A 25,463-nucleotide genomic window follows, 5' to 3' on the forward strand; every position below is an offset into this window, starting at 1 on the left:
GCCACGCAGGGCCAAACCCACGGCCGCCCGCCGCGAGGCGAACGTCAGTTGTTGACGGCGTGGTTGCCGAAGGCCGGGTTCAGGAGGCCGATCACGTTTACCGTGTTGCCGACCGCGTTCACCGGGATGTGCACCGGGACCTGGACCAGGTTGCCGGACGCTACGCCCGGGGACTGGACCGCGGAGCCCTTCGCCTGGGACTGGACGCCGTCGTGCGCGGAGGCGATGCCCGCGGTCGCGGCCACCAGGCTTCCGGCCATCATGGTGAGCGCGGCGGCCTTCTTCAGGTTCTTCATCTCGGGAAATCCTCCTCGTAACGACCGCGGCCATACGCCGCGGCACGCCATGGAGAACGCTCGAGCGGCGCGGAGGATGCGCCGTGTGGGTGACATACACCCGACGGTATGAATCTAAGACCGGAAGACGACGTTCCGGATCAGCCCGCGATCCCGTGCCGTACGGCCCACAGCGCGGCCTGAGTGCGGTCGGCCAGGTCCAGTTTCATCAGGATGTTCGAGACGTGTGTCTTGACAGTTTTCTCCGAGAGGACAAGCGCCCGTGCGATCTCCCGGTTGGAGCGTCCGTCGGCGATCAGGGAGAGGACTTCGCGTTCCCTCTCGGTGAGTGAGGTGTTCCTGCCCTGGCCGTTGGGGGCTTCCTGGGCCAACAGGGCGTTCGCCACCTCCGGTTGGAGCAGGACGTGTCCCGCGTGTACGGAGCGGATCGCGCCGGCCAGGGCTTCCGGGTCGACGTCCTTGTAGACGTAGCCGGCCGCTCCGGCGCGCAACGCCGGTACCACCGTGCGCTGTTCGGTGAAGCTGGTGACGATCAGGACCTTGGCCGGGTTCGCGAGTTCGCGGAGTTTGCGCAGCGCCTCGATGCCGTCGGTGCCGGGCATCTTGATGTCCATCAGGACGACGTCGGGGCGCAACTCCTCGGCGCGGGCGACGCCTTCGGCGCCGTCGGCGGCCTCGCCCACGACCTCGATGTCGCCCTGCACCTCCAAGAACGTCCGCAGCCCGCGCCGGACCACCTGGTGGTCGTCGACCAGCAGCACGCGGATGGTCCTGTCAGCCACCGGGCACCTCCATCTCGATCGTGGTGCCCTTTCCGGGCGCTGATGTGATCGTGAGCCTGCCGCCCACACCGCTCGCCCTGGCGCGCATCGAGACGAGGCCCAGGTGGCGTCCTTCGCGGCGGACGGTGCGGGGTTCGAAGCCCACGCCGTTGTCGGTGATGCCGAGGACCGTGGACTGGCCGTGACGGGCCAGGGCGACGTCGACGCGGTCGGCGCCGGAGTGGCGCAGTGCGTTGTGGAGTGCTTCCTGGGCCACCCGCAGCAGCGCCTCCTCCTGCGCCGACGGCAGCGCCCGTACCGCGTTGCTGTCGAAGGTCACGCGGGCGGAGTGCGCACGGTCCAGGACCTGGATCTGGGTACGGAGTGTGTTGACGAGGCCGTCCTCGTCCAGCGCCGCCGGGCGCAACTCGACCACGGCGGCCCGCAGTTCGTCGGCGGCTTCGGCGGCGAGCGCGGCGACCTGCTGCAGCTCGCCCTTGGCCCTGGCCGGGTCGCGGTCGATGAGGGCCGCGGCGGCCTGGGCGGTGAGGCGCAGTGAGAAGAGCTTCTGGCTCACGGCGTCGTGGAGTTCATGGGCGAGGCGGGAGCGTTCCTCGGCGATGGTGAGTTCGCGGCTGCGTTCGTACAGCCGGGCGTTGGTGAGGGCGATCGCCGCGTGCTGGCCGAGGATCGAGAGGAGTTCCTCGTCCTCCTCGGTGAAGCCGCAGACGCCGTCCGGCTTCGGGCAGCGTTTGTTGGCGAGGAAGAGCGCGGCGATGGTCTCGTCGCCGTCCCTGACCGGCAGGCCCAGGAAGTCGGACATGTCGGGGTGCGCGGAGGGCCAGCCCTCGAAGCGCGGGTCCTTGCGTACGTCGGCGAGCCGCTCGGTCTTCTCCCCGTGGAGCATCGAGGCGAGGATGCCGTGCTGGCGGGGCAGCGGTCCGATGGCTTTCCACTGGTCGTCGCTGACCCCGTCCACGACGAACTGGGCGAAGCCGCCGTGGTCGTCGGGCACACCGAGAGCCGCGTACTCGGCGTCGAGCAGTTCGCGGGCGGAGACGACGATCGTCTTGAGGACGTCGTGCACCTCCAGCCGCCTGCTCATCGCGAGGAGCGCGGTGCTCACGGCCGCGAGGCCGGAGCCGGGTGGGTGGGTCATACCGTCACGGTACCGGCGGGGACCTGTCTTATGTATCGGGCAGAGGGACGTAGTAAAGGTGACCGATGGCCTAGGCCTAAATGCCCTGGTGAGCGCGGTCGCGGGCACCGCTCAGAGCCCTTCGAAACGCCCCAAAAACCACTTACCGTATGCATTGCTCAAGCAACCCGCGGTGAGGTTGAACCCTTCCCTATGTGAGGACGGGCATAGGGCGCACGTCACATACGAAGTCGACTAGTCGACCCGATTTATGGGTGTGAGCTTGGTTTGTTCGGGTAGCGCGCGCCATCTTCGATGCCCGCTCCCACTACCCGGGATCGTATGTCACACCTTTGCCACAGCATTTTGCGGCCGCTAAGAATTGCGTTCGTCGCCACCGAGCAGGCATTCCGCCGGCCGACCTCCGCGACTCCCGCTATTCGAAGAGGTACGTCTCTATGTCCGCGTCACGCAACCTCGGCTTTCGTCACCTGAACAAGACTCACAAGGTCTCGATTGCCGGCATCGCCGCCGTCGCCACCGCGTCTCTCGCGTTCTCCCTGACACCGGGCAACGCGCACGCTGACTCGCACCCGCAGGCTCACGCCGCGGCTGCGTCCGCTCCGGCGACCCTGACCACGGCCAAGGGCGCCGCCCCCACGCCGCACATCCAGCAGGTCTCCAAGCAGCTCACCACTGCCGACGTCACCGCCAAGGCGCACGCCGCAGCCGTCTCGAAGGCCGCCGCCAAGGCGAAGGCCGAGCAGAAGGCCGTGGCAGCGCTGCACGCGAAGGACGACGCCAAGGCCAAGGCCCACGCCGCGGCCAAGGTGAAGGCAGCGGCCAAGGCCAAGGAGAAGGCCGAAGCCGCCGCGAAGAAGCAGCACGCCAAGGCAGTGGCAGCCAGCCGGGCTGCCGCCAAGCACGCCCCGGTCTACAAGAACAACCTCGACGGCTGGATCAAGCAGTCGCTGAGCATCATGAAGAAGCACCACATCCCCGGCTCGTACGAGGGTCTGCACCGCAACATCATGCGTGAGTCCTCGGGTAACCCGAACGCGATCAACGGCTGGGACATCAACGCCCAGAACGGCATCCCGTCGAAGGGTCTGCTCCAGGTCATCCCGCCGACCTTCGCCACCTACCACGTCCCGGGTACGTCGAAGAACATCTACAACCCGGTCGCCAACATCGTCGCCGCGGCCAACTACGCCGCCGACAAGTACGGCTCCATGGACAACGTCAACAGCGCCTACTGAGGCTCTGGGACAGAGAAGTCCGTCGTATGCCGGAGGGCGGCACCCCCGCGGGGGTGCCGCCCTCCGGCGTACGCGTGTCACGGGCCGCTACTTGCGCATGACCTCGGGCTCGTGGCGGCGCAGCAGGCGCGAGACCACCACACCGCAGACGACACCGATGGCGATCAGGACGATCATGTCCATGGTCCACTGCCCCCCGGTGTGTTCCCACAGCGGATCGAGGTCGGTGGGGTTCTGCGGGTCCCACGGCGCCATCAGGTGGGACAGGTCGAGCGTCGCTCCGGCGGCGGCCATGGCCCAGCGGGACGGCATCAGCCAGGCGAACTGCTCAAGGCCCGGCTTGCCGAAGATCTGGAACAGCGCGCCGGTGAAGACGAGCTGCACGATCGCGAACATCACGAGCAGCGGCATGGTCTTCTCGGCGGTCTTGACCAGTGAGGAGATGACCAGGCCCAGCATCATCGAGGTCAGGCCGATGCCGATGATCGCGACGCACAGCTCGACGGCCGGGCTGGTGACCACACCGTCCGCCGGCAGATCGTGGACGGAGAAGCCGATGGCGGCGATGATGACGCCCTGGAACGCCGTGATCACACCGAGCACGATCACCTTGGACATCAGGTACGCGGAGCGGGAGAGGCCGACGGCCCGTTCCCGCTCGTAGATCACCCGCTCCTTGATCAGCTCGCGTACGGAGTTCGCGGAGCCCGCGAAGCACATGCCGACCACCAGGATCATCATGATCATGGCCGCGCCGCCGTTGAAGCGGTCCGGCGGGGTCGGCGGGGCGAGCCCGTACTTCGCCGGCAGGACAGCGCCGACACCGCCGAGGATCGCCGGCAGCAGGAGCATCAGGCCGATGAAGCCCTTGTCGGAGGCGATCACCGCGACATAGCGCCGGATCAGGGTCAGGAGCTGGGAGCCCCACGTCTGCGGCTTGGGCGGGCGCATCTGCTGCCGTGACGGCATGGACACGGACTGTGCGGCGACGGAGTCGATGTCGGCCGCGTACATCTGGTAGTGCTGCGACCCGCGCCAGCGGCCCGACCAGTCGTAGTCGCGGTAGTTCTCGAAGGCCGAGAAGACATCGGCCCAGGTGGTGTAGCCGAAGAAGTTGAGCGCTTCCTCCGGCGGCCCGAAGTACGCGACGGCGCCGCCGGGCGCCATCACGAGGAGCTTGTCGCAGATCGCCAGCTCGGCGACGGAGTGGGTGACGACGAGGACCGTACGGCCGTCGTCGGCGAGCACCCGCAGCAACTGCATGACGTCGCGGTCCATGCCCGGGTCGAGGCCCGAGGTCGGCTCGTCCAGGAAGATCAGCGACGGCTTGGTGAGCAGCTCCAGGGCGACCGAGACCCGCTTGCGCTGGCCGCCGGAGAGGGAGGAGACCTTCTTCTCCTTGTGGACGTCGAGCTTCAGCTCGCGCAGCACCTCGTCGATCCTGGCCTCACGCTCGGAGACCGCGGTGTCACCGGGGAAGCGGAGCTTGGCCGCGTATTTGAGCGCTTTCTTCACGGTCAGTTCCTTGTGCAGGATGTCGTCCTGCGGGACCAGACCGATGCGCTGGCGCAGCTCGGCGAACTGCTTGTACAGATTCCTGTTGTCGTACAGGACCTCGCCCTCGTCGGCGGGGCGGTAGCCGGTGAGCGCCTTGAGCAGGGTGGACTTTCCGGAGCCGGACGGGCCTATGACCCCGATCAGTGACTTCTCGGGTACGCCGAAGGAGACGTCCTTGAGGATCTGCTTGCCGCCGTCGACCGTCACCGTGAGGTGGCGCGCGGAGAAGGAGACCGCGCCGGTGTCGACGAACTCCTGAAGGCGGTCACCGACCAGGCGGAAGGTCGAGTGGCCGACGCCGACGATGTCGTTCGGGCCCAGCAGCACGGTGCCCGACTTGGCGATCGGCTGGCCGTTGACGTACGTACCGTTGTGGGAGCCGAGGTCACGTATCTCGAAACGGCCGTCGGGTGTGGCGGTGAATTCGGCGTGGTGGCGTGAGACCTGGAGGTCGGAGACGACCAGCTCGTTCTCCAGCGCGCGGCCGATGCGCATCATGCGGCCGAGGGAGAACTGGTGGAACGAGGTCGGGCTGCGGTCGCCGTACACCGGCGGTGTCCCGCCGGGACCCGCGGGAACGGCGTTCGGGTCCGGGTAGCCCTGCTGCGGGACGGCCGGCTGTTGCTGCTGCGGCCAGGCCTGCTGCTGTTGCTGTTGTTGCTGCGGGACCGGCGCCTGCTGCGGCGGGGCCTGCTGGGGCTGTTGGGCCTGGGGCGGGGCCTGGTGGGGCGCCGCGGTCTGCGCGCTGTACACGTCGGCGCCCGCGCCGGCGGTCACGCTCACCCGGGGTCCGTCGGTCGCGTTCCCCAGATGGACGACGGAGCCCGCCCCGATCTCCACCTGCTGGACGCGCTTCCCCTGCACGTAGGTGCCGTTCGTACTGCCGTGGTCCTCCATGACCCAACTGCGGCCCCCCCAACTGACGGTGGCATGGCGCCACGACACCCTGGCATCGTCGATCACCAGATCGCCCCCCGGATCGCGTCCGAGGGCGTACGACCTGGCCGGATCGAGTGGCCAGGTATTTCCGTTCAATTCCAGTACGAGTTCCGGCACTCCACGCCCCACTAGTTTTCCCCCGAGGTACCCCCATCGCAGGGAGTCTAGGGATGGCGAACATCGGGGGAACTATTTCAGGCTCAGCCCTTCCGGGGAAAGCCGGGCTCCCGTGTCAGGTACGCGGAAGGGCGGACAGCTTCCCGCTCCGCGCTCCCCGCCCGATACGGTGGGAACACCATGAGCGCATCGCAGCCCCCTGTGCCCCTTCCGTCCGCCGAAACCACTGACGTCCCGACGCTGCTCGTCAAGATCTTCGGGAAGGACCGTCCCGGCATCACCGCCGGGCTCTTCGACACACTCGCCGCCTACTCCGTCGATGTCATCGACATCGAGCAGGTCGTCACCCGTGGCCGTATCGTCCTGTGCGTGCTGATCACCGCCCCGACGGCGGACGGCACCAGCGAGGGCGAGCTGCGGGCGACCGTCCACAGTTGGACCGAATCCTTCAAGCTCGAAGCCGAGATCATCTCGGGTACGGGTGACAACAGGCCGCGTGGCAGCGGCCGTTCGCATGTCACCGTGCTCGGCAACCCGCTGACGGCCGACTCGACCGCGGCCATAGCGGCCAGCATCACATCGACCGGCGGCAACATCGACAGGATCTTCCGCCTCGCCAAGTACCCGGTCACAGCGGTGGAGTTCGCGGTGTCGGGCGTGGAGACCGAGCCGCTGCGCACCGCGTTGGCGACCTCGGCCGCCGGAATCGGCGTCGATGTGGCCGTGGTCTCCGCCGGACTGCTCCGCAAGGCCAGGCGGCTGGTCGTCATGGACGTCGACTCGACGCTGATCCAGGACGAGGTCATCGAGCTGTTCGCGGCGCACGCGGGCTGTGCCGACGAGGTCGCCGAGGTGACAGCGCGTGCCATGCGCGGCGAGCTGGACTTCGAGCAGTCCCTGCACGCGCGGGTGGCGCTGCTCGCCGGGCTCGATGTGTCCGTGGTCGACAAGGTGCGCGAGGAGGTACGGCTCACCCCGGGCGCCCGCACACTGATCCGTACGCTCAAGCGGCTCGGCTACCAAGTGGGCATCGTCTCGGGCGGGTTCACCCAGGTAACCGATGCCCTGCGGGAGCGGCTCGGCCTCGACTTCGCCGCCGCCAACACACTGGAGATCGTGGACGGCAAGCTCACCGGCCGGGTGGTGGGCGAGATCGTGGACCGCGCGGGCAAGGCCAGGCTGCTGCGCAGGTTCGCCGCCGAGGCGGGGGTGCCGCTGGCGCAGACCGTGGCGATCGGCGACGGTGCGAACGATCTCGACATGCTGAACGCCGCGGGGCTCGGTGTGGCCTTCAACGCCAAGCCCGTGGTCCGCAGGGCGGCGCACGCCGCGGTGAACGTGCCGTTCCTGGACACCGTCCTCTACCTGCTGGGCATCACCCGCGACGAGGTCGAGGTGGCGGACGACGAGGACGCCGGCCTGGACGACGCCGAGGCCAACGACCACTGAGCGTCGCTTCCGCGCCGCTCCCGTACGCGCGATGCCCCGGCACGAGGTGTGTGCCGGGGCATCGCGCGTGAACGTGCGACGTGCTCGTGCGACGTGCTCGTGGACGCGGCGACGGTCAGTCGTGCGGCGCCCAGTAGTCGACGAGTCTGCCGACCTTGTGCTCCACGGATTTCCAGGTGCCGTCATAGCCGATGACGGCGAACGCCGCGGTCGGGAACCCGCTCTGTGTCATACGGGCGAGCGCGTCGCCCTCGGCTCCGCCGGCGAGAGCGTCCGCGAGCGTGTGCATGCCAGGGTTATGGCCGATGACCAGGAGGTTGTTCACCTCTTCGGGGGTTTCGTTGATCAACGCGAGGAGATCGCCGAGGGAGGCGTCGAACAGCCGCTCCTCGTAGACGGTCCTGGGGCGGGTGGGCAGTTCGTGCACCACCAGTTTCCAGGTCTCGCGGGTCCTGGCGGAGGTCGAGCAGAGAGCCAGATCGAAGTCGATGCGGGTCTCGCCGAGCCTGCGGCCGGCCACGGGGGCATCCATGCGGCCTCGCTCGGCGAGCGGGCGCTCGTGGTCGGACACCTGGGGCCAGTCGGCCTTCGCGTGCCGGAGTAGGACGATCCTGCGGGGTGTATCGACGCTCATGCACTCCAGCTTCGCATGAAATGCGGCATCAGGCGCAAGGTGTTGAGAGGCTCCGCCCAGCCCGAACGAGCGGGGTCAGCCGCCCAGTGTCCGGTGGATCTGCTCCAGGATCCGGCCGACGGCGGGGTCGCTCGTCGCGGCGTGCGCCTGGGCCGGGTTCACGATCATCAGGAGCAGCGCGACGAACGCGATCAGGGGGAGCGCGACGGCCCACCAGGGCAGCCTGGCGTCGGTGTCACGGGAGAGGTGCGGATGGGGCCGGGAGTGTGTCGGGGCCGCCATGGCCGCCTCCGTAGGTCTGCGGTTCGTTGTTCCACAAAACTACGGATCACCGCTTCCTGTTCCCATCCGGTGACCCACCCACTCGACCCTGAACCTGACCCCCTAGGGGACGGTGGTGCCAGCCCCCCCTTTTTTTTGGGGCTCGGTTCGCCTCCGGGGCGCTTTGAGCCACTGTCGACGGCCGACCGGGGGCATCGCGGTCGTCACCCGCGACGCGGGCCCGGAGGCGAACCGAGCCTCTGGGAAATCAGGGACTGGCGATGGAGGCGATGATTCCGATGATGACCATGATGCCGATGATCGTGCCGAACACGATGAGCAGCTTCTGCTGGCCGTTCTGGGGATTGGGGTCGAGGACTGGCATGGCCTCAGTTTGACATCCCTGGTCAGTCCTCGATCGTCCGGTCCCGTCCCGCGATGACGCCCATCACCATCTGTGGTATCAGCAGCCCCGCCATCAGTGCGAGCGGCAGCCCCCAGCCGCCGCTGTGCTGGTAGAGCACCCCGACCAGCAGGGGTCCCGGGATCGAGATCAGGTAGCCGGTGCTCTGGGCGAAGGCGGAGAGGCGTGCGACGCCCGCGCCGGTTCCCGCTCGCATGCCGATCATGGTGAGGGCCAGCGGGAACGAGCAGTTGGAGATGCCGAGCAGTACGGCCCACACCCAGGCGCCCCCGGCGGGTGCCACGTACAGGCCGCCGAAGGCGATCAGTCCGCACGCGCCGAGGCCGAGGACGATGGGGCCCTGGTTCTTCATGCGGGTGGCCATCCGAGGGATGACGAAGGCCAGCGGTACGCCCATCACCATGGTGACGGCGAGCAGCAGTCCCGCCGTGTCGGCGGAGAGGCCGGCGTCGCGGAACCGCTGCGGCATCCAGCCCATGATGATGTAGGCGCCGGTGGCCTGGAGGCCGAAGAAGCAGGCGAGAGCCCAGGCGGTGCCGTTGCGGATGAGCCCGCGCCCGGGAGCCGTCGGCGCCTTCTCCTGGGCACCCGCACCCGCCGCCTGCGCCTCGGCGCCGCTGCGGTCCCGTACGAGAGCGAGCCAGGGGAAAATCGCGACCGCGCCGAGCACGGCCCAGATGCCGAGTCCCTCCCGCCAACTGCCGCCCAGCGCCTCGGTGATGGGGACCGTCGCCGCCGCGGCGAGAGCCGTACCGAGGGAGAGCGCCAGCGAGTAGAGGCCCGTCATCGTGCCGATGCGGTCGGGGAAGTAGCGCTTGACGATCACCGGCATCAGTACGTTGCCGACGGCGATTCCGGCGAGCGCGAGGACGCTGGCGGCGAGGAAGCCCGTCGTACCGCTCGCGAAGGGCCGGATCAGCAGTCCCGCCGTGATGGCCACCATGCCCGCGCAGATGATGGCGCCGGGGCCGAAGCGCCGTGCGAGGCGGGGTGCGGCGAAGCCGAAGAGCGCGAAGCAGAAGGGCGGTACGGAGGTGAGGACACCCGCGACGCTGCCGCTCATGTGCAGCCCGTCCCGTACCTCTTCCAACAGGGCGCCGAGGCTGGGGATGGCGGGGCGGAGGTTGACGGCGGCGAGGAGGAGTCCTGAGACGAGACACCAGGTCAGCCACGCCGGACGGCGCTGTGCGGGAGAATCTGCGGATGCGGGTGGCGCGTCGGCGGCGGCCTGGGACAGGGTCTTGGTCTCGTCGGACATGGTGCCATCATAGAATCATGGGATGATTGGTTGTCCAGTACGGACGTTGCCACGAGCTAGGAGCACCATGGCGCTGACCTCTCCCCGGCGTTCCGCGCTCTCCGACCAGGTGATCGCGGAGCTGCGGAACCAGATCACCTCGGGGGAATGGCCGGTGGGATCGCGGATCCCCACCGAACCCGAGCTGGTCGAGCAGCTCGGCGTGGCGCGCAACACCGTGCGCGAAGCCGTGCGCGCGCTCGCCCACAACGGGCTGCTGGACATCCGGCAGGGCTCGGGCACGTATGTCGTCGCGACCAGCGAACTGGCCGGTGTGATGCACCGCAGGTTCGCCGACGCCGACGCGCGGCACATCGCCGAGGTGCGCTCCACGCTGGAGTCGTCGGCCGCCCGGCTGGCGGCGGTACGGCGTACGGACCGCGATCTGCGCCAGTTGGACGCCCTCCTCGCGCGCCGTGAGGAGGCCTGGGCCGGCGGCCACGCCGATGTGTTCATCGCCGCAGACGCGACGCTGCACCTGGCCGTGGTCGCGGCCTCGCACAACGACGTACTGACCGCGCTCTACGCGGACCTCGGCCACCTGCTCGTCGACGGACTGCGCGGCAATGTGGGGCGCGAGCTGCGGCCCGAGGGCTACACCGACCACGCGCGCCTGGTGGACGCGATCCGGGCGGGCGACGTCGAGGCCGCGGGGGCCGAGGCGGCGAGTCACGCCCTCAACTGCCTGGGGGAGCCGGTTTGACCGGCTCGTGGCTGATCCGCGCCGAGCGGATCTCTTTCCAGCAGCGGTTGGTGAGCTGTACGTAGCCGGCGGCGGGGATGTCCACCGGCGCGCTGTCGGCGTCGACGTCCCACCAGCGGGCGCACTCGATGTGCAGCCTGACGCGGTCGGTCTCCGGATACGGGTTCTGGCAGTGGGCGACGGCGTGCGAGCCGTGGATCTGGGTACGGCAGTACGCCTGGGAGCCCCGCCTTCGCTCTCCCTCTCCCTCTCCTCGGCCCCGGCCCCGGCCCCCGCCCCCGTGCTCATCGGCCGCCGCCGTGCCCGCCGGGGCCGCCGTGGAGGCCCCGTACGGCGTCTCACGCGCGGGTGCGCTCCCCCGTACCTCCGAGGCGACCGTGAACCCCGTCGCGATCAGCACGGCGGTCACGAGAGCTGTTGTACGGCGGCTCTGCGTGCGCATACCCCCACCTCCCGTCCCCCGCGCTGACCGGAGCGGACCGACGGGTTCAGTGTGCGGGCGATCGCCGCGCTTTTCGACTCGGGCGAACACGGCCCGTGACATACGGCAGCCGCGCCACCGTCCTGAGGACGGTGGCGCGGCTCGTGGTCACACGGGATCGGGCGGCTACGGGCGCGGTCAGGCGCCCATCATGTGCACGCCGCCGTCGACGTGGATGATCTCGCCCGTGGTCTTCGGGAAGAAGTCCGAGAGCAGCGCGACGATGCCGCGGCCGGCCGGCTCCGGGTCGGCCATGTCCCACTCCAGCGGCGAGCGGTGGTTCCACACGTCGGCCAGGTCCGAGAAGCCCGGGATGGACTTGGCGGCCATGGAGCCGAGGGGGCCCGCCGAGATCAGGTTGCAGCGGATCTTCTGCTTGCCCAGGTCACGGGCGAGGTAGCGGGAGGTGGCCTCCAGCGCCGCCTTGGCGGGGCCCATCCAGTCGTACTGCGGCCAGGCGAACTGGGCGTCGAAGGTCAGCCCGACGACCGAGCCGCCGTCCTCGCCCATCAGCGGCAGGCAGGCCATGGTCAGCGACTTCAGCGAGAACGCCGACACGTGCATGGCCGTGGCGACCGACTCGAACGGGGTGTTGAGGAAGTTCCCGCCGAGCGCGTCCTGCGGCGCGAAGCCGATGGAGTGGACCACACCGTCCAGGCTGCCGAGCTCGTCACGTACGAGCCCTTCGAGCCGGTCCAGGTGCTCGGTGTTGGTCACGTCCAGCTCGATGACCTTCGCGGGCCTGGGCAGCTTCTTCGCGATGCGTTCGGTCAGGGTGGGGCGGGGGAAGGCCGTCAGGATGATTTCGGCACCCTGTTCCTGAGCCACCTTGGCGGTGTGGAAGGCGATGGAGGACTCCATCAGCACACCCGTGATGAGGATGCGCTTGCCGTCGAGAATTCCGCTCATGAGATCAGTGACCCATGCCCAATCCGCCGTCAACGGGAATGACGGCTCCAGTGATGTACGAAGCGTCGTCGGAGGCGAGGAACCGCACCGTCGCGGCGATCTCCTCCGGCTGCGCGTAACGGCCGAGCGGCACCTGCCGAACCACGTTGGCGCGCTGGTCGTCGGTGAGCACCCTCGTCATGTCCGTATCGACGAAGCCGGGCGCGACCACGTTGAAGGTGATGTTGCGCGAACCCAGCTCACGGGCGAGGGACCGGGCGAAACCGACCAGACCCGCCTTGGACGCGGCGTAGTTGGCCTGTCCGGCCGAGCCGAGGAGCCCGACGACGGAGGAGATGAGGACGACGCGGCCCTTCCTGGCGCGCAGCATCGCGCGGTTGGCGCGCTTGACGACGCGGAAGGTGCCGGTGAGGTTGGTGTCGACGACGGAGGTGAAGTCGTCCTCGGTCATCCGCATCAGCAACTGGTCCTTGGTGACACCGGCGTTGGCCACCAGCACCTCGACGGGACCGTGCTTCTCCTCGATCTCCTTGTAGGCCTGCTCCACCTGATCGGCGACGGTGATGTCGCAGCGGACCGCCAGGCAGCCCAGCTTCGCGAGCTCCTCCGGTGGTTCGCCCGACCGGTAGGTGACGGCTACCTTGTCGCCGTTGTCGGCGAAAGCGCGGGCGATGGCGAGGCCGATGCCCCGGTTTCCTCCGGTGACGAGAACCGAGCGGCTCAACGGATCACCCTTTCCTCAGCGGTCTGATACCTCGAAAACCTATCGGTAGGATCCCGTCGGCGGAGAATCGGCCCCTGACAGCGCCTGAGGGCACTCACTGTCGGGTTTCCACAGAATCAGTGGTCCGCGCCCCGCCCGCCCGCTCCCCGCACCGCCCGGCCCACCTCTCGGCAAATCGCCCACCGGGCCACCCGGCCGCCGTGATTCACTGCGGTCGGAGGACCCACGGTGCGAGAGAGAAGAGAGGCCGACGTGCCCCATGAGGTAGACGAGTCATTCCTGGCGCTGCCGCTGCGGGCGCTCGCCGACGCGGCGCTGGCGCGGGCCCGCGCGCTCGGCGCCGACCACGCCGACTTCCGGTTCGAGCGCGTACGCAACGGGGCGTGGCGGCTGCGCGACGGCCGGCCCGCCTCGTCGTCGGACAGTACGGACGTGGGGTACGCGGTACGGGTGGTGCACGGCGGTTCCTGGGGGTTCGCCTCCGGTGTCGATCTGTCGATGGACGCGGCGGCCCGGGTGGCGGGCCAGGCGGTGGCCATGGCCAAGCTGTCGGCGAAGGTGATCGCGGCGGCCGGTTCGGACGAGCGGGTCGAGCTGGCGGACGAGCCGGTGCACAGCGAGAAGACCTGGGTGTCCGCGTACGAGATCGATCCGTTCGGCGTTCCGGACGAGGAGAAGACGGGGCTGCTCGCCGAGTGGAGCGGGCGGCTGCTGCGCGCCGACGGGGTGGCGCATGTGGACGCGGCGCTGCTCACCGTCCACGAGAACAAGTTCTACGCGGACACCGCGGGCACCGTGACCACGCAGCAGCGGGTCAGGCTGCATCCGCACCTCAACGCCGTGGCTGTCGACGCCTCCTCGGGCGAGTTCGACTCCATGCGTACGCTCGCCCCGCCGGCCGGGCGCGGCTGGGAGTACCTGACGGGCACCGGCTGGGACTGGGACGCGGAGCTGGAGCGCATCCCGGAGCTGCTCGCCGAGAAGATGCGCGCGCCGAGCGTCGAGGCCGGCTCGTACGACCTGGTCGTCGACCCGTCGAACCTCTGGCTGACGATCCACGAGTCGATCGGCCACGCCACGGAGCTGGACCGGGCGCTTGGCTACGAGGCGGCGTACGCGGGAACCTCGTTCGCGACCTTCGACCAGCTCGGGAAGCTCGGCTACGGCTCCTCGGTGATGAATGTGACCGGTGACAGGACCGCCGAGCACGGTCTCGCCACCATCGGGTACGACGACGAGGGCGTCGAGGCCCAGTCGTGGGACCTCATCAAGGACGGCACGCTCGTCGGCTACCAGCTCGACCGCCGGATCGCGAAGCTCACCGGCTTCGAACGCTCCAACGGCTGCGCCTATGCGGACTCGCCGGAGCATGTCCCCGTACAGCGCATGGCGAACGTGTCACTGCGGCCCGATCCCGGCGGGCTCGGGACGGAGGACCTGATCGGCGGGGTGGAGCGCGGGATCTATGTGGTCGGCGACCGGTCGTGGTCGATCGACATGCAGCGCTACAACTTCCAGTTCACCGGGCAGCGGTTCTTCCGGATCGAGAACGGCAAGCTGGCCGGCCAGTTGCGCGACGTCGCCTACCAGGCGACGACCACGAACTTCTGGGGCTCCATGGAGGCGGTCGGCGGACCGCAGACGTATGTGCTCGGCGGCGCCTTCAACTGCGGCAAGGCGCAGCCCGGTCAGATCGCGGCTGTCTCGCACGGCTGCCCGTCCGCGCTCTTCCGCGGCGTGAACATCCTCAACACCACGCAGGAGGCAGGTCGATGAAGGCGTCCACGAGTCGCACAGCGAAGCCGCACGAGATCGTCGAGCGCGCCCTCGAACTGTCGGCGGCCGACGGCTGTGTGGTGATCGCCTCCGAGGACTCCTCGACCAACCTCCGCTGGGCGGGCAACGCGCTGACGACCAACGGGGTGACGCGTGGCCGGTCGCTCACGGTCGTCGCGACCGTCGACGGCGCGCAGGGCACGGCCTCCGGCACGGTGTCGCGCTCCGCCGTGACCGCCGACGACCTGGAGCCGCTGGTGCGGGCCGCCGAGAAGGCGGCACGCGCGGCCTCCCCCGCCGAGGACGCCCAGCCGCTGGTGGCGGGCGGGGCGGTGTCCGGGGACTTCACCGGGGCACCGGCGGAGACGACCTCCGCCGTCTTCGCCGATTTCGCGCCCGCGCTCGGGGAGGCGTTCGCGCGGGCGAGGGCGGGCGGGCGTGAGCTGTACGGCTTCGCCAACCACGAGCTGACCTCGACGTACCTCGGTACGTCGACGGGTGTGCGGCTGCGTCACGACCAGCCGAACGGCACGCTGGAGCTGAACGCGAAGTCCCCGGACCGCACCCGCTCGGCGTGGGGCGGCCGGACCACGCGTGACTTCAAGGACGTCGATCCGGCGGCTCTCGACGCGGAGCTGGCGCGGCGCCTCGGCTGGGCGGAGCGGAAGATCGAACTGCCGGCCGGGCGGTACGAGACGCTGCTGCCGCCGACCGCAGTGGCCGACCTGCTGATCTACCAGTTCTGGTCGTCGACGGCCCGCGACGCCGCCGAGGGCCGTACGGTCTTCTCGCGCCCGGGCGGGGGCACCCGTGTCGGCGAGAAGCTGTCCGAGCTGCCGCTGACACTGCGCAGCGACCCCCGCGAGCCGGGTCTGGAGTCGGCGCCGTTCGTCCTCGCCTCCACGTCGGGCGACTCGGCCTCCGTGTTCGACAACGGTCTGCCGCTGTCGGCGACCGACTGGGTACGGGACGGAAAGCTGGAGCACCTGGTCACCACCCGGCACAGCGCGGAGCTGACCGGCCTGCCGGTCGCGCCGGGGATCTCGAACCTGATCATGGACGGGGGCGGCGAGCGCTCGCTGGAGGAGATGGTCGCCTCCACGGAGCGCGGGCTGCTGCTGACCTGCCTCTGGTACATCCGCGAGGTCGATCCGGCGTCGCTGCTGCTGACGGGCCTGACCAGGGACGGCGTATATCTGGTCGAGAACGGCGAGGTCGTCGGCGAGGTGAACAACTTCCGCTTCAACGAGTCGCCGGTCGGTCTGCTGTCGCGCGCCGCCGAGGCGGGCAGGACGGAGAAGACCCTGCCGCGCGAGTGGGGCGACTACTTCACCCGGGCCGCGATGCCCGCGCTGCGTATCCCCGATTTCAATATGAGCTCGGTCAGCCTGGGGGTGTGACCGCCCTAGACTGGCGGTGATCCACCCCCGAACAGACCAACCGGATCCACGTGCATCCACACGGATCCGGGCAGGTCCGAGCAGATCCAACCTGGGCAGATCCAGGCAGATCCAAGGAGCGAAACGACCGTGACGGACATCGTCGACGAGCTGAAGTGGCGTGGGCTGTTCGCCCAGTCCACCGACGAGGACGCTTTGCGCAAGGCGCTCGCGGACGGTCCCGTCACGTTCTATTGCGGCTTCGACCCCACGGCGGCGAGCCTGCACGTGGGGCACCTCGTGCAGGTGCTGACCGTACGCCGGCTCCAGCAGGCCGGGCACCGGCCGCTGGCGCTGGTGGGCGGGGCGACGGGCCAGATCGGTGACCCCCGGCCCACGGCCGAGCGGACGCTGAACGATCCGGCGACCGTCGCGGGATGGGTCCAGCGGCTGCGGTCGCAGATCGAGCCGTTCCTGTCCTTCGAGGGACCGAACGCCGCGCTGATGGTCAACAACCTCGACTGGACGGCCGGTCTCTCCGCGATCGAGTTCCTGCGGGACATCGGCAAGCACTTCCGGGTGAACAAGATGCTCGCGAAGGAGTCCATCTCGCGGCGGCTGGAGTCCGACGAGGGCATCAGCTACACGGAGTTCAGCTACCAACTGCTCCAGAGCATGGACTTCCTGGAGCTGTACAGGCGCTACGGCTGCGTCCTCCAGCAGGGCGGCAGCGACCAGTGGGGCAATCTCACGGCGGGCCTGGACCTGATCCACCGGCTGGAGCCGGGCGCCACCGTGCACGCGCTGGCCACTCCGCTGATGACGAAGGCGGACGGGACCAAGTTCGGCAAGACGGAGGGCGGGGCCGTCTGGCTCGACCCGGAGATGACCACGCCGTACGCCTTCTACCAGTTCTGGCTGAACGTGGACGACCGGGACATCTCCGCGTACAGCCGCATCCTCAGCTTCCGGAGCCGCGCGGAGCTGGAGGAGCTGGAACAGGCCACCTCCGAGCGCCCGCAGGCCAGGGCCGCCCAGCGGGCGCTGGCGGAGGAGCTGACGACGCTCGTCCACGGCGCCGAGCAGTGCGAGGCGGTCGTCGCCGCCTCGCGTGCGCTGTTCGGCCAGGGGGAGCTGACCGGGCTCGACGAGGCGACGCTGAGCGCGGCGCTCTCCGAGGTGCCGCGCGCCGAGGTCACCGAGCTGCTTCCGGTCGTGGACCTGTTCACCGAGGCGGGGCTCGCGCCGAGCAAGTCGGCGGCGCGCAGGACCGTCAAGGAGGGCGGGGCGTACGTGAACAACGTCAAGGCGACCGACGCGGAGGCCGTGCCGGACGCCGGGGAGTTGCTGCACGGCCGCTGGCTGGTGCTGCGCAGGGGCAAGAAGAACCTGGCGGCCATCGAGGTCAAGGGCGGCTGACCGGAGGACGGGACCGGCGCTGGGCCCCGGGCCGGGACCAGGCCCGGGGCCGGGGCGGGCGCTGTCGGGGAATCAGGCCCGCCGGCGCCGCCGGTCCCCCCTGATCGCGTTCCAGAACATGTCCCCCACCAGCACCACCGCGACCGCGCCGATGACCTGAAGGACATGGCGGGTCCAGTCGATGCCCCGGGTGTCCGCCACCCTCAGCCAGCCGGCCACGGCGTTGCCGAGCACGCTGCCCAGGATCCCGAAGATCGTCGTCAGCGACATCGGGATCCGCTGCTCGCCGGGGATGATCGCCCTGGCGATCAGGCCCAGCACCAGACCCACGACGACTACCCACAGCCAGTTCACTGCCGCCTCCTCGGGGGGCGCTGTGCGCGCACGTGCGGCCCAGTCTGGGTCGCACTCCCCTACGCCGCATGCCGGACAGCTCCGTACGTGGAACGGCGAGGGATATACGCCCGAATCGGGTATGCCCCGCTCTCGTGGGCGGCGGAGCCCCGGCGTACCGTAAGACGCGTCCGGCCGGGCCGACTCCGGCAGGGGATTCTGGGCGGTGGGACGTGAAGCGGAAGCAGGAGAGCGCCGAGGTCTTCCAGATCACGGGAGCCAGGCAGAGCCTGACGGACGATGTGCGGGGCCGGCAGCGCCGCTACGTGATCTCGATGTCGGTCAGGACGCTGGCCGTGATCTTGACGGCCGTCCTCTGGAATGTGGAACGCCCTGTGGCAATTGTCACGCTGGCCTTGGGATTGCTCCTGCCGTACGTGGCCGTGGTGATCGCCAACGGCGGCCGGGAGAACACTTCTTCGCTGCCCTCGACCTTCGTCCCCGCGCCGAGCCGACCGGCCATCGAACCCGCCGCGGGCGCTGTCAGCACGGAGTCCGACAGCTCTGGCGCCGACCGTGAACGGCCGTGGTCACCGTACGAGCAGAGCTGATCGCGACCGTTCCCGAGGGTCTCCGGGGATCCGCGAAGCTCAAGAAAAGCTCAGATCGATTGTGAAGTTCCTGTCCCGGGCACCCCGTTGTGCGTGACATACTTCGTAGGCGCTCCGCATCCCCCGTCGGAGCGACAGACCGACGCCGGGCAGCTCCCCCCGTGGCTGCTCGGCGTCGCCTTTTCCCGGAGCGGGTCGACAACTCGGTCGACAACTCGCCGGATGATCCCATGAGTTAAGAACCCCTGGTGCGGTCATCTAGGGTTGACGTGTGACCTCTCCCGATTCCGCCGCGACGGAAGCAGCGCCCATCTGCTCGGCGAAGGGCTGCCGTACCGCCGCCGTATGGGTCCTCGCGTGGAACAACCCGAAGCTGCACACCCCTGAGCGACGGAAGACCTGGCTCGCCTGCGACGAGCACCGCGAGCACCTGTCGTCGTTCCTCGGGATGCGCGGCTTCCTCAAGGATGTGGTCACCCTGGAGGAGTGGGAGCGCGGGGACTCAGCCTCCGATGGCTGACATCGGCCGCTCGGGCTGAAGGAACGCGGGGTCGTCCAGGCCGGAGCCGGCCTTCTTGCCCCACATCGCCAGCTTCCACATCGTGGCGATCTCCTCGTCCGGCGCCTCCGAGCGCAGCGCGGCCCGCAGGTCGGTCTCCTCCGTGGCGAACAGGCACGTACGGACCTGCCCGTCGGCGGTCAGCCGGGTGCGGTCGCAGGCGCTGCAGAACGGGCGCGTGACGGAGGCGATGACCCCGACGCGGTGCGGGCCGCCGTCCACGATCCAGCGCTCGGCGGGGGCCGCTCCCCGTACGTCCTCGCCCTCCGGGGTCAGGCTGAAGCGCGTGTCCAGCGACTGGAGGATGTCACCGGCCGTGATCATGCCGTCACGCTTCCAGCCGTGCTGGGCGTCGAGGGGCATCTGCTCGATGAAGCGCAGCTCGTAGTCGTTCTCGACCGCCCAGGCGAGCAGCTCGGGGGCCTCGTCGCCGTTGAGCCCAGGCATCAGGACCGTGTTGACCTTGACGGGGGTCAGGTCCGCTTCCCTGGCGGCCCTGAGGCCGTCCAGGACGTCCGCGTGCCTGTTCCTGCGGGTGAGCGTCTTGAAGACGTCGGGGCGCAGGGTGTCGAGCGAGACATTGACGCGGTCGAGTCCTGCGGCCTTGAGCGCGGCGGCGGTGCGCGCCAGTCCTATGCCGTTGGTGGTGAGCGACATCCGGGGGCGTGGCTCCAGTGCGGCGCAGCGCTCGACGATCCCGACGATTCCGGGCCGCAGCAGCGGCTCACCGCCGGTGAAACGGACCTCTGTGATGCCGAGCCGGGTCACAGCGATCTCGATCAGCCGGACGATCTCGTCGTCGCTCAGCAGATCTGACTTCCCGAGCCACTGAAGGCCTTCTTCGGGCATGCAGTAGGTACAGCGCAGATTGCAGCGGTCCGTGAGCGAAACGCGCAGGTCGGTGGCCACGCGGCCATAGGTGTCGATGAGCATTCGGGCCCCCTCCCTCTCTTGTCTTACTGCGGAGCTGACGTGGTCGAGCCTACGTCAGTTCACCGACAGGGGCCGGGGGACCGTTGGTACAGGATGCACCACGGCCGCGTCGTAGAACTCTACGACGCGGCCACGGGGAGAGCGGGGCGATTCGTGGGCGGACGGGGTCACGTACGCCCGGATCGGTGTCAGCCGGTCAGTGGGCGCCGGTGCCGGTGAGGGACTTGACCTCCAGTTCGGCGTACTTGCCGGTGTCGGGCTCCTCCTTGGAGACCAGGGTGCCGATCCAGCCGAGCAGGAAGCCCAGCGGGATGGAGATCAGGCCCGGGTTCTCCAGCGGGAAGAAGTGGAAGTCGACGCCCGGGAACATCGAGGTCGGCTTGCCGGAGACGACGGGCGAGAACAGCACCAGCAGGACGGAGGACGCGAGGCCGCCGTAGATCGACCACAGGGCGCCCTGGGTGGTGAACTTCTTCCAGAACAGGCTGAACAGGAGCGTCGGCAGGTTGGCCGAGGCCGCGACGGCGAACGCGAGCGCGACGAGTCCCGCCACGTTCAGATCGCGGGCGAAGGCACCGAGCGCGATGGAGACGATGCCGATGGCGACGGTCGCCCAGCGGGCGGCGCGGATCTCCTCCTTCTCGGTGGCGGTGCCCTTGCGGATGACGTTGGCGTAGATGTCGTGCGCGAACGACGACGAGGACGCCAGGGTCAGGCCGGCGACCACGGCGAGGATGGTCGCGAAGGCCACCGCCGAGATCACGGCGAGCAGGATCGCACCGCCGGTGGAGCCTCCGCCGCCGCCGATCTCCAGGGCGGCGAGCGGTGCGGCCGTGTTGCCCGCCGGGTTGGAGGCGATGATGTCGGCCGGCTTGAGCAGCGCGGCGGCGCCGAAGCCGAGCACGATCGTCATCAGGTAGAAGACACCGATGATGCCGATGGCCCAGATGACCGACTTACGGGCGGCCTTGGCGGTCGGCACCGTGTAGAAGCGGATCAGGATGTGCGGCAGTCCGGCCGTACCCAGGACGAGCGCGATCCCGAGCGAGAGGAAGTCGAGCTTCGAGGTGCCGGTGGCACCGTACTTGAGCCCCGGCTCCAGGAACGCGGACCCCTTCCCGCTGTTCTTGGCCGCCGAGCCGAGCAGGTCGGACACGTTGAAGTGGAACTTCCACAGGATCAGGAAGGTGATCAGGATGGTGCCCGCGATGAGCAGGACCGCCTTGACCATCTGGACCCAGGTGGTGCCCTTCATGCCGCCGATGGTCACGTACACGATCATCAGGACGCCGACCAGGGCGACGATGAGGATCTTCCCGGCGTCGCTGGTGATGCCGAGCAGCAGTGAGACCAGCACACCGGCGCCGGCCATCTGCGCGAGCAGGTAGAAGATCGAGACGACGATCGTGGAGACGCCGGCGGCGGTACGGACGGGCCGCTGGCGCATCCGGTACGCGAGGACGTCGCCCATCGTGTAGCGGCCGGAGTTGCGCAGCGGCTCGGCGACGAGCAGCAGCGCGACCAGCCAGGCGACCAGGAAGCCGATGGAGTAGAGGAAGCCGTCGTAGCCGAAGAGGGCGATGGCGCCGGCGATGCCGAGGAAGGACGCGGCGGACATGTAGTCGCCGGAGACCGCGAGTCCGTTCTGGAAGCCGGTGAACTGCCGTCCGCCCGCGTAGAAGTCGGAGGCGCTGCGGGTCTGGCGGCCGGCCCAGACCGTGATGACCAGGGTCGCCACGACGAAGATCGCGAAGAGGGTGATGATCAGCGGCCGGTGCGCGCTGGCGTCCGAGGCTGCGGCGAGGGGCAGGTGGCCGAGCCGGTCCGTGGCGCTCACAGGTCAGCCTCCATACGGGACTTGATGACGGCCGCCTTCGGGTCGAGCGTGCGGGTGGCGTGCCGCGAGTAGAACCAGGCGATGAGGAATGTGGTGAGGAACTGGGCGAGACCGAAGACCAGGGCAACGTTGATGTTGCCGAAGAGCTTGATGCCCATGAAGTCGCCCGCGTAGTTGGACAGCAGGACGTAGAGCAGGTACCAGGCGATGAAGCCGATGGTCAGCGGAAAGGCGAAGGAGCGGTGGGCACGGCGCAGTTCGCCGAACTCCGCGCTCTGCTGCACCTCGGCGAACTGGTTGGTCGTGGGCTGGGCGGGCTGGGCGGGGCTGGTGTCCGTACCGCTCTGGGGCGGCGGTGCTTCGGTAGCCACGGAATCTCCTCGTGACGCGTGTGCGGTAGGGGCCGGCAGTCCGGCTGACTGACTGTCTTCTGCGTGGGGCGTGATGTGGCTCACCCCCTGACAACGGCACGGGAGGTTTGGCGAAGCGGTTCAACACCGACCTTTTTCTCCTCGAAATGATTGATGACCGGGTCTGATGGGCGATAACTTCGCTCGTCACACACCCGCCCACGCGCAGTCGGCGCACAGGCGGCTCACAGGGATGATGTGGAGAACCCATGGCTCACCTGAGATCCGGACGGCGGCGCGCACTGGCGCTGCCCGTAGGTCTGGCGCTCTCTGTTTCGCTCGGTTTCCTGCCGTCGGGTACGGCGGCGGCCTCCGAGGCCGGCACCATCCAGGCCGCGAGCTCCGCGGCCGCCACACACACCGCCGCGGCGGCGGCCGACGGTCCCGCGCTGTCGTACGTCGTGAACACGAGGTCGGGCAGGGCCGCCGCCGATGCGGTGGGGAAGGCGATCGTCAAGGCCGGCGGCACGGTCCTCACGTCGTATCAGCAGATAGGCGTCACCGTCGCCTACTCGAAGGACCCCGGTTTCGGCGCGGCCATACGCCGGGTCAGAGGGGTCGAGTCGGCCGGCGCCACCCGTACGGCTCCGCTTCCGACGCAGGCCACGGCGGACGAGGGGACGCCGAAGGCGCTCACCGCCGCACAGGTCGCCGCCGCGACGGCGGACCGGGCGGCGGGACAGGATCCGCTGGAGCCCCTGCAGTGGGACCTGCCGGCCATCAAGGCGGACAAGGCGCACAAGAAGACACTCGGCAGCCGCGATGTCACCGTCGCGGTCATCGACACGGGTGTGGACGACACGCACCCGGACATCGCGCCGAACTTCGACCGCAAGGCGTCGGTCAACTGCGTGACGGGCAAGCCGAACACGGCGGACGGCGCCTGGCGGCCGACCGCCGCGGAGAGCCCGCACGGCACCCATGTCGCGGGTGAGATAGCCGCGGCGAAGAACGGCATCGGTGTCACCGGTGTCGCTCCCGGTGTGAAGGTGGCCGGGATCAAGGTCGGTACGACGGCCGGGTTCTTCTACACCGAGGCTGTCGTGTGCGGCTTCGTCTGGGCCGCCGAGCACGGTGTCGATGTGACCAACAACAGCTATTACACCGACCCTTGGTACTTCAACTGCACCACCGACCCGGACCAGAAGGCACTGGTCGAGGCCGTGACCCGGGCCTCGGGGTACGCGGAGAAGAAGGGCGCGGTGAACGTCGCCGCCGCCGGCAACGAGGCCTACGACCTGGCCTCCGACTCGATCACCGACCCGTCGAGCCCGAACGACACGACGCCGGGCGACCGTGTCATCGACACGTCCAAGTGCTTCGACATTCCCACCGAGTTGCCGGGTGTGGTCACGGTCGCGGCCACCGGCGCCAAGGGGTTGAAGTCGTCGTTCTCCAACTACGGTCGCGGTGTGATCGACATCGCGGCCCCGGGCGGCGACAGCACCTCGTACCAGACACCGCAGGCGCCTGCGGTCAACGGCTCGATCCTGGGCCCGCTGCCGGGCGGTACGTGGGGCTACATGTCGGGTACGTCGATGGCCACCCCGCATGTGGTGGGCGTGGCCGCGCTGATCAAGTCGCGGCACCCGCACGCCTCGCCGCTGGTGGTCAAGGCGCTGCTGGCGGCCGAGGCCGACAAGACCTCGTGCGGCGCTCCGTACGACATCGACCGTGACGGCACGGTCGACGCGGTGTGCGCGGGCAGCAAGCTCTACAACGGCTTCTACGGGGTCGGCATGGCCGACGCCCTGGACGCGGTGACCAAGTAGGACCCACCGGTGCGGGCCGCTCCCCGGGGGCGGCCCGCATCCGTGTTCACACCGGCCGGAAGCTGTTCCCCCGTCACAGCCCCGTCACACCCCCGCCGCGCCCAGCAGCACCCCCGCCCCGTACGTGACCGCCATCGCCACCGCTCCCCCGCCCATGTTCCGCAGCAGCGCGCGGCCGACCGGGGCGGAGCCCAGGCGGGCGCTCCACCAGCCCGTCAGGGACAGCGCCGCCAGGACCGAGATCACCGTCAGCCACAGGCGTACCGAGTGCGGCGGCAGGACGATCGCCAGCAGGGGCAGCAGCGCCCCCACCGTGAAGGCCAGGAAGCTCGCGGCCGCCGCGTGCCACGGGTTCGTCAACGCGTCGGGGTCGATGCCCAGTTCGACGCTCGCGTGGGCGCGCAGCGCGTCGGATGCGGTGAGTTGTTCGGCCGCCTCCAGCGCCACCGACTCCGACAGGCCGCGTTCCGCCAACATCCTTGCCAGCTCTTCGAGTTCGGCCTGCGGCTGCTCGCGCAGCTCGCGGCGCTCCGTCGCCAGGGCCGCCTTCTGCGAGTCGCGCTGGGTGGAGACCGACACGTACTCTCCGGCCGCCATCGACATGGACCCGGCCAGCAGTCCCGCGAGGCCCGCCGTGAGCAGTGCGGTGTGCGAGTCGGTGGCTCCGGCGACGCCCACCACGATGCCGGCGGTGGAGACGATGCCGTCGTTGGCGCCGAGGACACCGGCGCGCAGCCAGTTGAGGCGGGAGCCTAGGGATTCGTCGTGCGGCTCGTGGTGAGGTGGGTCCGTCTTCGTGTCGGTCATCCGGGGAGGGTCTCACCGGCGCCGCCACCGTGTATGCACCGACCCGCAATTGACGCGCCGCCCGATTACGGACGACCGGGCGACGGAGTTGTCAGTCGGGGCCCGTATTCTCTGTGACCATGCTCGACGACCATACGACTGCAGCGACATGGCCGACCGCCTACCCCCAGGGTTACGCGGTCGTCGACGTCGAGACCACCGGCCTCGCACGCGACGACCGGATAATCTCTGCTGCCGTCTACCGCCTGGATTCCAGAGGCGACGTCGAGGACCACTGGTACACGCTGGTCAATCCGGAGCGCGATCCGGGCCCCGTGTGGATCCATGGGCTGACGACCGACGTGCTGGAGGGCGCCCCGCTCTTCCCGGAGATCGCCGGTCAGTTCGCCGAGCGGCTCGATGGCCGGGTGCTCGTCGCCCACAACGCCATCTTCGACTGGTCGATGATCGCGCGAGAGTACGCGCGGGCCGGGCTGACGCCCCCGACCCGGCAGCGGCTGTGCACCATCGCGCTCTCCAAGGAGCTGGCGCTGCCCCTGCCCAACCACAAGCTGGAATCCCTCGCCGCGCACTTCGGCGTCGTGCAGGAGCACGCGCACCACGCGCTCGACGACGCGCGCGTGCTCGCCGAGGCGTTCCGGCCGAGTCTGCGCGCGGCGGCGCGCGGCGGCGTACGGC

The 25,463-nt window shown here is 69.4% G+C and carries 26 protein-coding genes; 10 read left to right on the plus strand and 16 right to left on the minus strand.

The genetic code is table 11. The features are described from left to right. Positions 1–44: 44 nt before the first annotated feature. From QR77_RS07365 to QR77_RS07375, 3 genes are all read right to left on the minus strand, one after another. The gene (locus QR77_RS07365; RefSeq protein WP_040020413.1) at positions 45–296 is read right to left on the minus strand and encodes a chaplin; all 252 of its coding nucleotides are present in this window, start codon (positions 294–296) and stop codon (positions 45–47) included. 140 nt (positions 297–436) lie between these two features. Beyond that, entirely contained in the window at positions 437–1,078 is a 642-nt protein-coding gene (locus tag QR77_RS07370; protein ID WP_040020415.1) for a response regulator transcription factor, read from the minus strand. Then, positions 1,071–2,216: a GAF domain-containing sensor histidine kinase gene (locus QR77_RS07375; RefSeq protein ID WP_040020416.1), complete on the minus strand. Its 1,146-nt coding sequence runs from the start codon at positions 2,214–2,216 to the stop codon at positions 1,071–1,073. The genes QR77_RS07370 and QR77_RS07375 overlap by 8 nt, the downstream gene beginning before the upstream one ends. 437 nt (positions 2,217–2,653) lie before the next feature. Here QR77_RS07375 and QR77_RS07380 point away from each other — a divergent pair, with 437 nt between their 5' ends. After that, positions 2,654–3,454, plus strand: a complete 801-nt coding sequence (locus QR77_RS07380) for a transglycosylase SLT domain-containing protein (protein ID WP_040020417.1) — start codon at positions 2,654–2,656, stop codon at positions 3,452–3,454. A gap of 87 nt (positions 3,455–3,541) precedes the next feature. Here the strand turns inward: QR77_RS07380 and QR77_RS07385 are convergent, their stop codons facing one another. Continuing rightward, a complete protein-coding gene (locus tag QR77_RS07385) occupies positions 3,542–6,079 on the minus strand; it encodes an FHA domain-containing protein (RefSeq protein WP_078876529.1) in 2,538 nt (845 codons plus the stop codon). Positions 6,080–6,247: 168 nt separating this feature from the next. Here QR77_RS07385 and serB point away from each other — a divergent pair, with 168 nt between their 5' ends. Further along, on the plus strand, positions 6,248–7,516 hold the full coding sequence (serB, locus tag QR77_RS07390; protein ID WP_040020425.1) for a phosphoserine phosphatase SerB: 1,269 nt from the start codon (positions 6,248–6,250) through the stop codon (positions 7,514–7,516). Positions 7,517–7,631: 115 nt separating this feature from the next. Here the strand turns inward: serB and QR77_RS07395 are convergent, their stop codons facing one another. From QR77_RS07395 to QR77_RS07405, 4 genes are all read right to left on the minus strand, one after another. Further along, the gene (locus tag QR77_RS07395; RefSeq protein ID WP_040020426.1) at positions 7,632–8,150 is read right to left on the minus strand and encodes a histidine phosphatase family protein; all 519 of its coding nucleotides are present in this window, start codon (positions 8,148–8,150) and stop codon (positions 7,632–7,634) included. A 75-nt stretch (positions 8,151–8,225) separates the two neighbouring features. After that, entirely contained in the window at positions 8,226–8,432 is a 207-nt protein-coding gene (locus QR77_RS07400) for a hypothetical protein (RefSeq protein ID WP_040020427.1), read from the minus strand. 247 nt (positions 8,433–8,679) lie between these two features. After that, the gene (locus QR77_RS49765) at positions 8,680–8,796 is read right to left on the minus strand and encodes an SGM_5486 family transporter-associated protein (RefSeq protein ID WP_107068904.1); all 117 of its coding nucleotides are present in this window, start codon (positions 8,794–8,796) and stop codon (positions 8,680–8,682) included. A 22-nt stretch (positions 8,797–8,818) separates the two neighbouring features. Then, on the minus strand, positions 8,819–10,093 hold the full coding sequence (locus QR77_RS07405) for an MFS transporter (protein ID WP_040020428.1): 1,275 nt from the start codon (positions 10,091–10,093) through the stop codon (positions 8,819–8,821). Between the two features lie 67 nt (positions 10,094–10,160). Here QR77_RS07405 and QR77_RS07410 point away from each other — a divergent pair, with 67 nt between their 5' ends. Beyond that, positions 10,161–10,835 (plus strand): FadR/GntR family transcriptional regulator, encoded by a 675-nt coding sequence (locus QR77_RS07410; RefSeq protein ID WP_040020429.1) that lies wholly within the window; start codon positions 10,161–10,163, stop codon positions 10,833–10,835. On the opposite strand, the gene QR77_RS07415 is transcribed toward QR77_RS07410, so the two are convergent. The 3 genes from QR77_RS07415 to fabG form a co-directional block, all read right to left on the minus strand. Continuing rightward, positions 10,810–11,277, minus strand: coding sequence for a hypothetical protein (locus QR77_RS07415; protein WP_040020430.1), 468 nt, complete (start codon positions 11,275–11,277; stop codon positions 10,810–10,812). The genes QR77_RS07410 and QR77_RS07415 overlap by 26 nt on opposite strands. 177 nt (positions 11,278–11,454) lie before the next feature. Further along, complete coding sequence (gene fabI / locus QR77_RS07420; RefSeq protein ID WP_040020433.1) at positions 11,455–12,225, minus strand: enoyl-ACP reductase FabI; 771 nt, start codon at positions 12,223–12,225, stop codon at positions 11,455–11,457. Between the two features lie 4 nt (positions 12,226–12,229). Then, the gene (gene fabG, locus QR77_RS07425; RefSeq protein WP_040020435.1) at positions 12,230–12,949 is read right to left on the minus strand and encodes a 3-oxoacyl-[acyl-carrier-protein] reductase; all 720 of its coding nucleotides are present in this window, start codon (positions 12,947–12,949) and stop codon (positions 12,230–12,232) included. Positions 12,950–13,201: 252 nt separating this feature from the next. On the opposite strand from fabG, the gene QR77_RS07430 reads away from it, so the two are divergent. The 3 genes from QR77_RS07430 to tyrS all read left to right on the plus strand — a co-directional run bounded on the left by QR77_RS07430 (position 13,202) and on the right by tyrS (position 17,523). Next, positions 13,202–14,725 (plus strand): TldD/PmbA family protein, encoded by a 1,524-nt coding sequence (locus tag QR77_RS07430; protein WP_040020437.1) that lies wholly within the window; start codon positions 13,202–13,204, stop codon positions 14,723–14,725. Next, the gene (locus QR77_RS07435) at positions 14,722–16,125 is read left to right on the plus strand and encodes a metallopeptidase TldD-related protein (protein WP_040020439.1); all 1,404 of its coding nucleotides are present in this window, start codon (positions 14,722–14,724) and stop codon (positions 16,123–16,125) included. The genes QR77_RS07430 and QR77_RS07435 overlap by 4 nt, the downstream gene beginning before the upstream one ends. A gap of 129 nt (positions 16,126–16,254) precedes the next feature. Beyond that, positions 16,255–17,523: a tyrosine--tRNA ligase gene (gene tyrS / locus QR77_RS07440; RefSeq protein WP_040020441.1), complete on the plus strand. Its 1,269-nt coding sequence runs from the start codon at positions 16,255–16,257 to the stop codon at positions 17,521–17,523. Between the two features lie 72 nt (positions 17,524–17,595). On the opposite strand, the gene QR77_RS07445 is transcribed toward tyrS, so the two are convergent. After that, positions 17,596–17,877, minus strand: a complete 282-nt coding sequence (locus QR77_RS07445) for a GlsB/YeaQ/YmgE family stress response membrane protein (RefSeq protein WP_040020443.1) — start codon at positions 17,875–17,877, stop codon at positions 17,596–17,598. A gap of 212 nt (positions 17,878–18,089) precedes the next feature. On the opposite strand from QR77_RS07445, the gene QR77_RS07450 reads away from it, so the two are divergent. Together QR77_RS07450 and QR77_RS07455 are read left to right on the plus strand one after the other, a co-directional pair. Continuing rightward, positions 18,090–18,467, plus strand: coding sequence for a DUF3099 domain-containing protein (locus QR77_RS07450; RefSeq protein ID WP_040020444.1), 378 nt, complete (start codon positions 18,090–18,092; stop codon positions 18,465–18,467). 271 nt (positions 18,468–18,738) lie between these two features. Beyond that, positions 18,739–18,987: a hypothetical protein gene (locus tag QR77_RS07455; protein ID WP_040020445.1), complete on the plus strand. Its 249-nt coding sequence runs from the start codon at positions 18,739–18,741 to the stop codon at positions 18,985–18,987. Here the strand turns inward: QR77_RS07455 and moaA are convergent. From moaA to QR77_RS07470, 3 genes are all read right to left on the minus strand, one after another. Beyond that, positions 18,970–19,959 (minus strand): GTP 3',8-cyclase MoaA, encoded by a 990-nt coding sequence (moaA, locus tag QR77_RS07460; protein ID WP_040020446.1) that lies wholly within the window; start codon positions 19,957–19,959, stop codon positions 18,970–18,972. The two genes, QR77_RS07455 and moaA, sit on opposite strands and share 18 nt — an antisense overlap. Positions 19,960–20,155: 196 nt before the next feature. Further along, positions 20,156–21,796, minus strand: a complete 1,641-nt coding sequence (locus QR77_RS07465) for a cation acetate symporter (protein ID WP_040020447.1) — start codon at positions 21,794–21,796, stop codon at positions 20,156–20,158. Beyond that, on the minus strand, positions 21,793–22,167 hold the full coding sequence (locus QR77_RS07470) for a DUF485 domain-containing protein (protein ID WP_040020448.1): 375 nt from the start codon (positions 22,165–22,167) through the stop codon (positions 21,793–21,795). Before QR77_RS07470 ends, QR77_RS07465 begins: the two co-directional genes overlap by 4 nt. 248 nt (positions 22,168–22,415) lie before the next feature. Here QR77_RS07470 and QR77_RS07475 point away from each other — a divergent pair, with 248 nt between their 5' ends. Continuing rightward, a complete protein-coding gene (locus tag QR77_RS07475) occupies positions 22,416–23,978 on the plus strand; it encodes a S8 family serine peptidase (RefSeq protein WP_040020452.1) in 1,563 nt (520 codons plus the stop codon). A gap of 84 nt (positions 23,979–24,062) precedes the next feature. On the opposite strand, the gene QR77_RS07480 is transcribed toward QR77_RS07475, so the two are convergent. Beyond that, positions 24,063–24,785 (minus strand): VIT family protein, encoded by a 723-nt coding sequence (locus QR77_RS07480; protein ID WP_040020453.1) that lies wholly within the window; start codon positions 24,783–24,785, stop codon positions 24,063–24,065. Between the two features lie 119 nt (positions 24,786–24,904). Between QR77_RS07480 and QR77_RS07485 the strand changes: the two genes are divergently transcribed. After that, a partial coding sequence (locus QR77_RS07485) for an exonuclease domain-containing protein (RefSeq protein WP_040020454.1) occupies positions 24,905–25,463 on the plus strand: 559 nt, incomplete at its 3' end.

The sequence above is a fragment of the Streptomyces sp. 150FB genome (genome assembly GCF_000818195.1).
In the GTDB taxonomy this organism is placed as follows: Bacteria; Actinomycetota; Actinomycetes; order Streptomycetales; family Streptomycetaceae; genus Streptomyces.

What these genes read in the sequence shown, in the direction of transcription:
- QR77_RS07365 (WP_040020413.1), bottom strand. Translation starts at nt 296, where the DNA reads ATGAAGAACCTGAAGAAGGCCGCCGCGCTCACCATGATGGCCGGAAGC.
- QR77_RS07375 (WP_040020416.1), bottom strand. Translation starts at nt 2,216, where the DNA reads ATGACCCACCCACCCGGCTCCGGCCTCGCGGCCGTGAGCACCGCGCTC.
- QR77_RS07380 (WP_040020417.1), top strand. Translation starts at nt 2,654, where the DNA reads ATGTCCGCGTCACGCAACCTCGGCTTTCGTCACCTGAACAAGACTCAC.
- serB (WP_040020425.1), top strand. Translation starts at nt 6,248, where the DNA reads ATGAGCGCATCGCAGCCCCCTGTGCCCCTTCCGTCCGCCGAAACCACT.
- QR77_RS07395 (WP_040020426.1), bottom strand. Translation starts at nt 8,150, where the DNA reads ATGAGCGTCGATACACCCCGCAGGATCGTCCTACTCCGGCACGCGAAG.
- QR77_RS07400 (WP_040020427.1), bottom strand. Translation starts at nt 8,432, where the DNA reads ATGGCGGCCCCGACACACTCCCGGCCCCATCCGCACCTCTCCCGTGAC.
- QR77_RS49765 (WP_107068904.1), bottom strand. Translation starts at nt 8,796, where the DNA reads ATGCCAGTCCTCGACCCCAATCCCCAGAACGGCCAGCAGAAGCTGCTC.
- QR77_RS07405 (WP_040020428.1), bottom strand. Translation starts at nt 10,093, where the DNA reads ATGTCCGACGAGACCAAGACCCTGTCCCAGGCCGCCGCCGACGCGCCA.
- QR77_RS07410 (WP_040020429.1), top strand. Translation starts at nt 10,161, where the DNA reads ATGGCGCTGACCTCTCCCCGGCGTTCCGCGCTCTCCGACCAGGTGATC.
- QR77_RS07415 (WP_040020430.1), bottom strand. Translation starts at nt 11,277, where the DNA reads ATGCGCACGCAGAGCCGCCGTACAACAGCTCTCGTGACCGCCGTGCTG.
- fabI (WP_040020433.1), bottom strand. Translation starts at nt 12,225, where the DNA reads ATGAGCGGAATTCTCGACGGCAAGCGCATCCTCATCACGGGTGTGCTG.
- QR77_RS07435 (WP_040020439.1), top strand. Translation starts at nt 14,722, where the DNA reads ATGAAGGCGTCCACGAGTCGCACAGCGAAGCCGCACGAGATCGTCGAG.
- moaA (WP_040020446.1), bottom strand. Translation starts at nt 19,959, where the DNA reads ATGCTCATCGACACCTATGGCCGCGTGGCCACCGACCTGCGCGTTTCG.
- QR77_RS07475 (WP_040020452.1), top strand. Translation starts at nt 22,416, where the DNA reads ATGGCTCACCTGAGATCCGGACGGCGGCGCGCACTGGCGCTGCCCGTA.
- QR77_RS07480 (WP_040020453.1), bottom strand. Translation starts at nt 24,785, where the DNA reads ATGACCGACACGAAGACGGACCCACCTCACCACGAGCCGCACGACGAA.